This window comes from Collinsella aerofaciens, assembly GCF_015556945.1.
Classification (GTDB): Bacteria; Actinomycetota; Coriobacteriia; order Coriobacteriales; family Coriobacteriaceae; genus Collinsella; species Collinsella aerofaciens_AO.
This window is the reverse complement of the sequence record NZ_JADNNH010000010.1, coordinates 65,102-71,887: the sequence shown is the minus strand read 5'-3', so window position 1 is coordinate 71,887 and position 6,786 is coordinate 65,102. Positions and strand designations below refer to the sequence as shown.

Below are 6,786 nucleotides of genomic sequence, written 5' to 3'. Positions count from 1 at the left end.
CATGTCTCCAGTGGAATACGAGCGGCAATACGCTTGAGGATCCTTAAAAGAAAGTCCAGTTTATCCTTCCCACTCCACCATTGGAATCCTCCGATGCGCCTTCGCACGCTTGCATTACCTCGATACCATGCGATCGTGCGAACTCGACGAGCTCTGCGTTGCGGGCGTTTATGGTGCCGAAGGCGGCGGGGCACACGATAAGGCGCGCGCAGTGGACGAGGAGCTCTTTGGCGCGGGCTATGGTTTTATCCCCGATCGGCTCGAAGGCGCGCTCGGCCACGCATTCCGTCGCCAGGTCGCGCGCGAGCTCGCAGTCGATGTCCCCTTCGTGCAGAATGCCCGCGTAGAACGCCTTGCCCTGCCGGATGAGCTGGCGAAACACAGCTGACCCCGTACCTGCGCCGGCGATGACGAACGTGTGCGCATCGCCGTGTGGGCGCCCAATTTCCACGCTGCCGAAGCGCTCGTTGAAGGTGCCATGTTGAAGGCCGTAGAGCTCGCCAATCGTCTCGCGCGTGAATATGTCCTCGGGTGCGCCGGCGCGGAAGACCCGGCCGTCCTTCACGCAAATCACCTTGTCGGCGCTTTTCTGCGCGAGCTCGAGTTCGTGGATGGACATGATGACAGCAACATTCCGCGATTTCGCAAGGTGGCGAAGTATTCGCAGCAGGTCGATCTGGTAGCGGATATCGAGATACGACGTGGGCTCATCGAGCACGAGCACACGCGGATCCTGCGCGATGGCGCGTGCGAGCATGACGCGCTGGCGTTGCCCGTCGCTTATCTGCATGAAGTCGCGCTCGGCGAGCCCTTCCACATGTGCGGTTTTCATGGCCTCGTCGACCCGATTATGGTCATCGGGCGTGAGTGTGCCCATTCGCCCGGTGTAGGGATGCCTTCCCGCCTCTACGATATCGCGGCAGGTGAGGAGCTCGGTCCGGGGGCGATCTGTCAGCATGACGGCAAGGTTCCTTGCGAACTCCGCCGTCTTCCATCGGGAAATCTCTCGCCCGTCGAGCTCGACCGTGCCGGCATGCGGTGCCAGATGGCGTGTGATTGTTTTCAAGATGGTCGACTTGCCCGAGCCGTTCGGCCCGATGAGCGCCACGACGTCGCCCGCGCGAACCTCCAGATCGACGCCTTCGACTACGACCTTCTTGTCGTAACCCGCCGACAGGTCGCTTATGCGGAAAAGCGGCGCTCCGTCAGCCTGCGTTTCGACCGGGGTTTCGAGGTTCGACTCCCCTCCGAGCGTTTTGGGCTGCGGCACGAATTTCCCCATCTACCTCACCCGCTTCTTCAACATGAGTGCGATAACCACCGGCGCGCCGAAGATGGCGGTGACGGCGCTGATGGAAAGCTCGACGGGGGAGAACAGCGTGCGTGCGATCAAATCGCAGCCCGCGCAGAAGATGGCGCCTCCCAAGAAGCACGCAGGAATCACGCGGATGGGCTTCGACGACTTCAGCGCCGACTTAACGAGATGCGGAACCGCGATGCCTACGAACGACACCGGACCAGCGAACGCGGTCACGCAGGCGGAGAGCATGCTTGCTAGAAGGACGAGCACCACGCGGAAGCGTGCGACGTTCACGCCGACGCTTTTTGCGTAGGCTTCTCCCAGCTGGAAGGCGGAAAGGGGCTTCGATATCGCGAATACGCATGCGCTCACGGTGATCACCACGACCGCGATGACCGCGACGTCGTCCCAGCTCGAACCCGAGAAGCTACCCAAAGACCAGTTGTGCAGGTTCACGATGGACTGGTCGTCGGCGAAGGCGATGAGGAAGTTCGTCGCCGCCGAGCAGATGTATCCCACCATGACGCCCGCCACGATGAGCATGGCCATGGAACTTATGCGCCGTGCGATGAGGAGCACGAAGCCGATGGTGATAAGCGATCCCAGAAACGCTGCGGCCACCATGACCGGCGAGGACATGGCCTGGTTCGCGCCCAGAAGCACGATCATCGTAAGCGCGACGACGAACTTTGCGCCCGAGGAGACGCCCAAGATGAACGGGTCGGCGATGGGGTTGTTGAAAAACGTCTGCAGCAGGAACCCGGAGAGCGAAAGTGCCCCGCCGAGAAGTATGGCTGAAAGCACGCGCGGCAGGCGAATCTCCCAGATGACCTGGCTTTCCATGGAATTGGCCGCGCCGCCCGAAAGGATGTCGGGGATGTGGTCTGCGGGCACGAGCACGCTCCCGATGCACAGGTTGGCCCCGACGAGCACGATGAGGGCAACAGCGAGCAGCGCCGTCACGACGCGACACCGCGCGGCGCGCCCCGATTCGTCGTATGCCATGGTAAGCCGGCTTCTCATGGCGCTAGCCGAGCTTCCTCAGATAATGGAAGTCACTCGTGTCATCGCCGGTGAACGCCCCGTGCAGCTCGTCGATAATGTCGGCGGTAGAAGTCATCTGCTGGTACATGTCGGCGCTTGTGACCCAGACGTTGCCGTTCTTCACGGCTTTGAACTGCGACAATAGCGCGTTTTTGCTTACGAAGTCGCTCAAGGTGGCAACCGATTCGTCGATGGTGCCGTTGTAGACGATGATGTCGGCATCCTTCGCCGTCGCATAGAAGCGCTCCATTTCGAGCGTTACTGACGAACCTGACGTCGACGCCGTCTGTGCGTCATCGAGCGCGTAGCTGCCGCCTGCGAGCTCGATCATCTGCGCCACGTAGTCGCCCCTCCGCCGCGTGACGGCGGCCCCGTTCGAGTTAATGTAGAAATACGCCACGGTTTTACCTGACGACGCGAGCCCCGACGTTTGCTCGACGCGGGCCTTCTGCTCGTTGAACAGGTGCGCGGCCTCCTCTTCCTTGTCGAACAGGACGCCGAAAAGCTTAATCCACTCGACGCGTCCGAGTGCTTCGGGCTCGCTCGACGACTGTTCGGTGAGCACGACGAGCCCGAGCTTCTGCAGCTTTTCCTTCACATCGGGCGTGTGGTTGATCATGGTGTTCTCGATGGCGAGCGTGCAGCCCGAGGCCGATATTCGCTCGTAGTCGGGCGCGCTGTACTTGCCGCCGTAGGCGATCGCCCCACTTTCGAGCGCGCTTTTGAAGCCCGCGACCGAGCAATCGTCGGCCTTCGTGCCCGACATTAAGATATTGTCGTTCGCATCGAGCGCGTCGACCAGGCACATCGTCGCCGACGACACGAGGTACACCTTGTCGGCGGGGCGTCTTATGACCGCGATGTCGGAGCTCAACCCGTCAGGTACCTTCGCATCTTGCGGCACCACGAGGAAGCGCTCCCCGTTCGAAACGCAGATAAGCCGCAAGCCGCCTTCGAACTCGTCGACAGTGAAGTGCTTGGCGTATTCAAGCTGAAGCGCCCCCGTCGGCTCCCAGCCGCAGCCCAAATCAGCGTTGTGGAAGTCGGCCGCGGCGCTTGAAGCCGTTCCCGCAGGGGAGCCGCCGCTTGCATCGTCGCCCGATTTCTCCTTCATGGTGGATGAGTCGAAGTGGAGCGTGTAGTCGATGGTGTGCGGCGTCGACATGGCGACGGTCTCGGCCGACACGGCGATGTCCTCGTCGAGCGTGACGGGTATCTCGAACGTGGAGTTGCCGCCGTCGTTTACGGGCGCGTAGTCCACGCCGTCGTTTACGGGCGCGTAGTCCACGCCGTCGACGGTCATCTTGTCGTAGTTCGAACTCGACCAGGTGATGGTCGCGGTGTAGGTGTCGCCATCCTTCACAATTGTGGTGGGCGAGGCGATGCTTGCGCGCCCTGACCCGCCGGAAAGCGAGACGCTCACAGTGTATTCCTGAGAGCCCGCCGTGGCACCGGTCACGTTCGGGCTCGCACTGCACCCCGCGAAGGGAAGCGCGAGCAGGGCGACGAGAACGCAGGCGATCGCGCGCGCCGCGATGCTGCGGCGCTTCCTGTTTTCCCCCTTGGGAAGAATCGACCGCATGGCGTTACTTCAGTGCGTCGGCGCGCAGATCGACGCCGGCGGATTCGAATACGAGCGTGCGGTCGTACCACCGCTCCCTTTTAATGCTCCACGCGGCGCAGGCGGTGTCCTCGTCGAGCGCATCAACGGGCACGTCGTAGGTGTACTTGCCTTCCGCGTTTTCCACATAGGGGATGAAGTCGGCCTCGCTCGCGGCGGCAGCCTCGTCGCCCGTGCCCATGAAGAGCTTGCCGTAGCCCGTGCCGGAAAGTGTCATCACGCAGTGCATGGAGCCGTTTTCCACGATGAGCTGGGCATCCACAATCCTGAACATGTTCGAGCTGGAATCTACGGTGATCGGATAGGTGCCGTCGGCCACCTTGTCGGCGGTGATGGGGGCAGCGCTTGCGCCCTCGGGCGCATCGGCCGCCTGTTCGGTCTTTTCCTGGGAATCGGCATCGCTTGCCTTTGCGCTGTCGATTGAATTTCCGCCGCAGCCGGCGAGCGAGAACGCGAAAAGCGCCGCCGACAGGGCGAAGGCGAGGGTTTTCTTCAACATGGAGGGGGTTCCTTTCAATCGCTTCGACCGCCCGCGCCGTGCGGTGGGCGGGCGGGATGCGAATGCAACGGGCATGCGCCGTCAGTCGGGGAAGGCGCATGCCCGTTGCACGGGGACGCGACCGGCGCCCCCGTGCGCGGCGAGTTTACAGCTTGGCGATGGCGTCGTCCACGTGCGCGACGTAGATGTCGTCGACCGCGACGTTCTGTCCCAGACCCTGGAGCAGGCACGTCACTTCGAAGCCGGCAGCCACGAACTTCGCAGCCCAGCTGTCGGGGTCGGTCTCGTCTGCCATGTCGTTGTTCGCGTGGTCGCCCGCGACCACCATGAACGGCGCGAGCACGGCCTTCTTGTAGCCTGCGGCGCTCGCGGCGGCGATAACATCCTCGCAGGTCGGTTCAGCCTCGACGGTGCCGACGAAGAACTGCGTCAAGCCCTCGTTCTTAAACACTTCCTGCATCTTGGCATAGTCGGCGTTGGAATCGGCTTCGGTGCCGTGGCCCATGAGGCACAGCGCCGTCTTGCCGTCGTCGAAGGACGCCATGTTCTCCTTAATGGCTGCGGCCACCTTCTTGTAGTCGTCGTCGGAGGTGAGCAGCGGGTCGCCGAGCGAGATTTTGTCGAACTTGTCGGCGTACTTGTCGAGCTCGTCTTTCACGTCGGTGTATTCCAGGCCACCCATGAGATGCGTCGGCTGCACGACGATTTCCTTCACGCCGTCTTCCACGCAGCGGTCGAGCGCCTCGGTCATGTTGTCGATCGTGATGCCGTCGCGCTTCTTCAGCTTGTCGATGATGATCTGCGCGGTGAAGGCGCGGCGGATGTCGTAGTCCTGCCAGTACTTCTCGCGGATAGCGTCTTCGATGGCGCCGATGGTGATGTGGCGCGAGTCGTTGTAGCTCGTGCCGAAGCTCGTGACGAGGATGACCGGCTTTACGGCCTTCTCCTTTTCACTCGATTTCTCGGAACTCGCGGAGGTGCTGGAGCAGCCCGCGAGCGCGACTCCGGCGAGCGCGAAGGCTCCGGTTGCTGCGGCGCCCATGAAGCCGCGGCGTGACATCTGGTCGGACATGGTTTTTCCTTTCCTCGGTTTGCCGGTCCCCCGGCGACAGTTGCTTGTCGGCACAAGCGAAAGAAAAGCGCACCCCTCGGGGTTCACAAGGAGCTAACGCCACGGCGATGCCGTGAGGAAAAGGCGAAGCAGTCTGGCTTGGGGCGCGAGGCGGTTCGCCCGTGCGTCCTATACAGTAATGTCCCTTGCCCAGGATTCCCACCTGGTTCCCTCCGCAAGCCAGCGCGGGCTGTGCGGGCGCCGCGCCGGTCATTTCCTTTTATCCGATTGTCATATGCTCGTTGCCGAATCTTTTACTATGATAGTGGGCACTTTTGAACGTGTCAAAGCCAGGGCGGGCGGCATTGCGCCTCCTGCCTGCGTATTTGCGCCGATTGCCGCTGCGGGCGCCGTGTTTTGGCCGCTGCGCGAATGGCAGCGTAAACGGTTGCGATGAGAAACGGGAAGGGAAGGCTCGGATGATTCATATCGTTGGCGCTGGCTCGGGCGCCGCCGACCTTATCACGCTGCGCGGGGCGCGCCTTTTGCGCGCGGCCGACGTGGTCGTTTGGGCGGGGAGCCTTGTGAACCCCGAGCTGCTCGCCGAGTGCAAGGAATCCTGCATCGTCTACGACAGCGCGCACATGACCTTGGAGGAAGTGCTCGACGTGATGTGCGCGGCAGATGCGCGGGGCGAGGAAGTGGTGCGCCTGCACACGGGCGACCCGTGCCTGTACGGCGCCATCCAGGAGCAGATGGACGCTCTCGACGCGCGCGGCGTGGACTACGAGGTGGTGCCCGGCGTGTCGAGCTTTTGCGGTGCCGCGGCGGCGCTTCGCCAGGAATACACGCTGCCGGGAATCAGCCAGTCGGTCGTGATCACGCGGCTTTCCGGACGTACCCCCATGCCCGCGGGCGAGGGCATGCGCACCATGGCGGAAAGCGGCTCGACTATGGTCATCTTCCTGAGCTCGGGTATGCTCGCCGAGCTTTCCGCCGAGCTTTTGGCCGCGGGCCGCAGCTCCGACGAGCCGGCGGCGCTCGTGTACAAGGCGACCTGGCCTGAGGAGCGCGTGGTGCGCTGCACAGTGGGCACGCTCGCCGATGCGGGCACGCGAGAGGGCATCGACCGCACGGCGCTCGTGGTGGTGGGCCGCGTGCTCGGAGCTCGCGGCGGGCTTGCGCACAACGGCGCGCAAGCGGAGTCGTACAAGCGCAGCAAGCTTTACGACCCTTCGTTTGCCACGGGGTATCGGAAGGCGAGCAGCTAA

At 63.0% G+C, this 6,786-nt stretch carries 6 protein-coding genes; 1 reads left to right on the top strand and 5 read right to left on the bottom strand.

Features of this window, described 5'->3' with window-relative positions:
- Positions 1–43: 43 nt before the first annotated feature.
- The 5 genes from I2F59_RS04470 to I2F59_RS04450 form a co-directional block, all read right to left on the bottom strand.
- A complete protein-coding gene (locus tag I2F59_RS04470; RefSeq protein ID WP_195503390.1) occupies positions 44–1,282 on the bottom strand; it encodes an ABC transporter ATP-binding protein in 1,239 nt (412 codons plus the stop codon).
- Complete coding sequence (locus tag I2F59_RS04465; protein ID WP_195503389.1) at positions 1,283–2,305, bottom strand: FecCD family ABC transporter permease; 1,023 nt, start codon at positions 2,303–2,305, stop codon at positions 1,283–1,285.
- Positions 2,306–2,327: 22 nt separating this feature from the next.
- A complete protein-coding gene (locus I2F59_RS04460) occupies positions 2,328–3,926 on the bottom strand; it encodes an ABC transporter substrate-binding protein (RefSeq protein WP_195503388.1) in 1,599 nt (532 codons plus the stop codon).
- A 4-nt stretch (positions 3,927–3,930) separates the two neighbouring features.
- Positions 3,931–4,464 carry a hypothetical protein gene (locus I2F59_RS04455; protein WP_195363984.1) on the bottom strand — a complete coding sequence of 178 codons (534 nt, stop codon included), beginning with the start codon at positions 4,462–4,464 and terminating at the stop codon, positions 3,931–3,933.
- A gap of 145 nt (positions 4,465–4,609) precedes the next feature.
- Positions 4,610–5,536: a sirohydrochlorin cobaltochelatase gene (locus tag I2F59_RS04450; protein ID WP_195503387.1), complete on the bottom strand. Its 927-nt coding sequence runs from the start codon at positions 5,534–5,536 to the stop codon at positions 4,610–4,612.
- A gap of 458 nt (positions 5,537–5,994) precedes the next feature.
- Here I2F59_RS04450 and cobM point away from each other — a divergent pair, with 458 nt between their 5' ends.
- Complete coding sequence (gene cobM, locus I2F59_RS04445) at positions 5,995–6,786, top strand: precorrin-4 C(11)-methyltransferase (RefSeq protein ID WP_195503386.1); 792 nt, start codon at positions 5,995–5,997, stop codon at positions 6,784–6,786.

Bases quoted from the DNA above. Each gene is read 5' to 3' on its own strand.
- I2F59_RS04470 (WP_195503390.1), bottom strand. From the start codon at position 1,282: ATGGGGAAATTCGTGCCGCAGCCCAAAACGCTCGGAGGGGAGTCGAAC.
- I2F59_RS04465 (WP_195503389.1), bottom strand. From the start codon at position 2,305: ATGGCATACGACGAATCGGGGCGCGCCGCGCGGTGTCGCGTCGTGACG.
- I2F59_RS04460 (WP_195503388.1), bottom strand. From the start codon at position 3,926: ATGCGGTCGATTCTTCCCAAGGGGGAAAACAGGAAGCGCCGCAGCATC.
- cobM (WP_195503386.1), top strand. From the start codon at position 5,995: ATGATTCATATCGTTGGCGCTGGCTCGGGCGCCGCCGACCTTATCACG.
- I2F59_RS04455 (WP_195363984.1), bottom strand. From the start codon at position 4,464: ATGTTGAAGAAAACCCTCGCCTTCGCCCTGTCGGCGGCGCTTTTCGCG.
- I2F59_RS04450 (WP_195503387.1), bottom strand. From the start codon at position 5,536: ATGTCCGACCAGATGTCACGCCGCGGCTTCATGGGCGCCGCAGCAACC.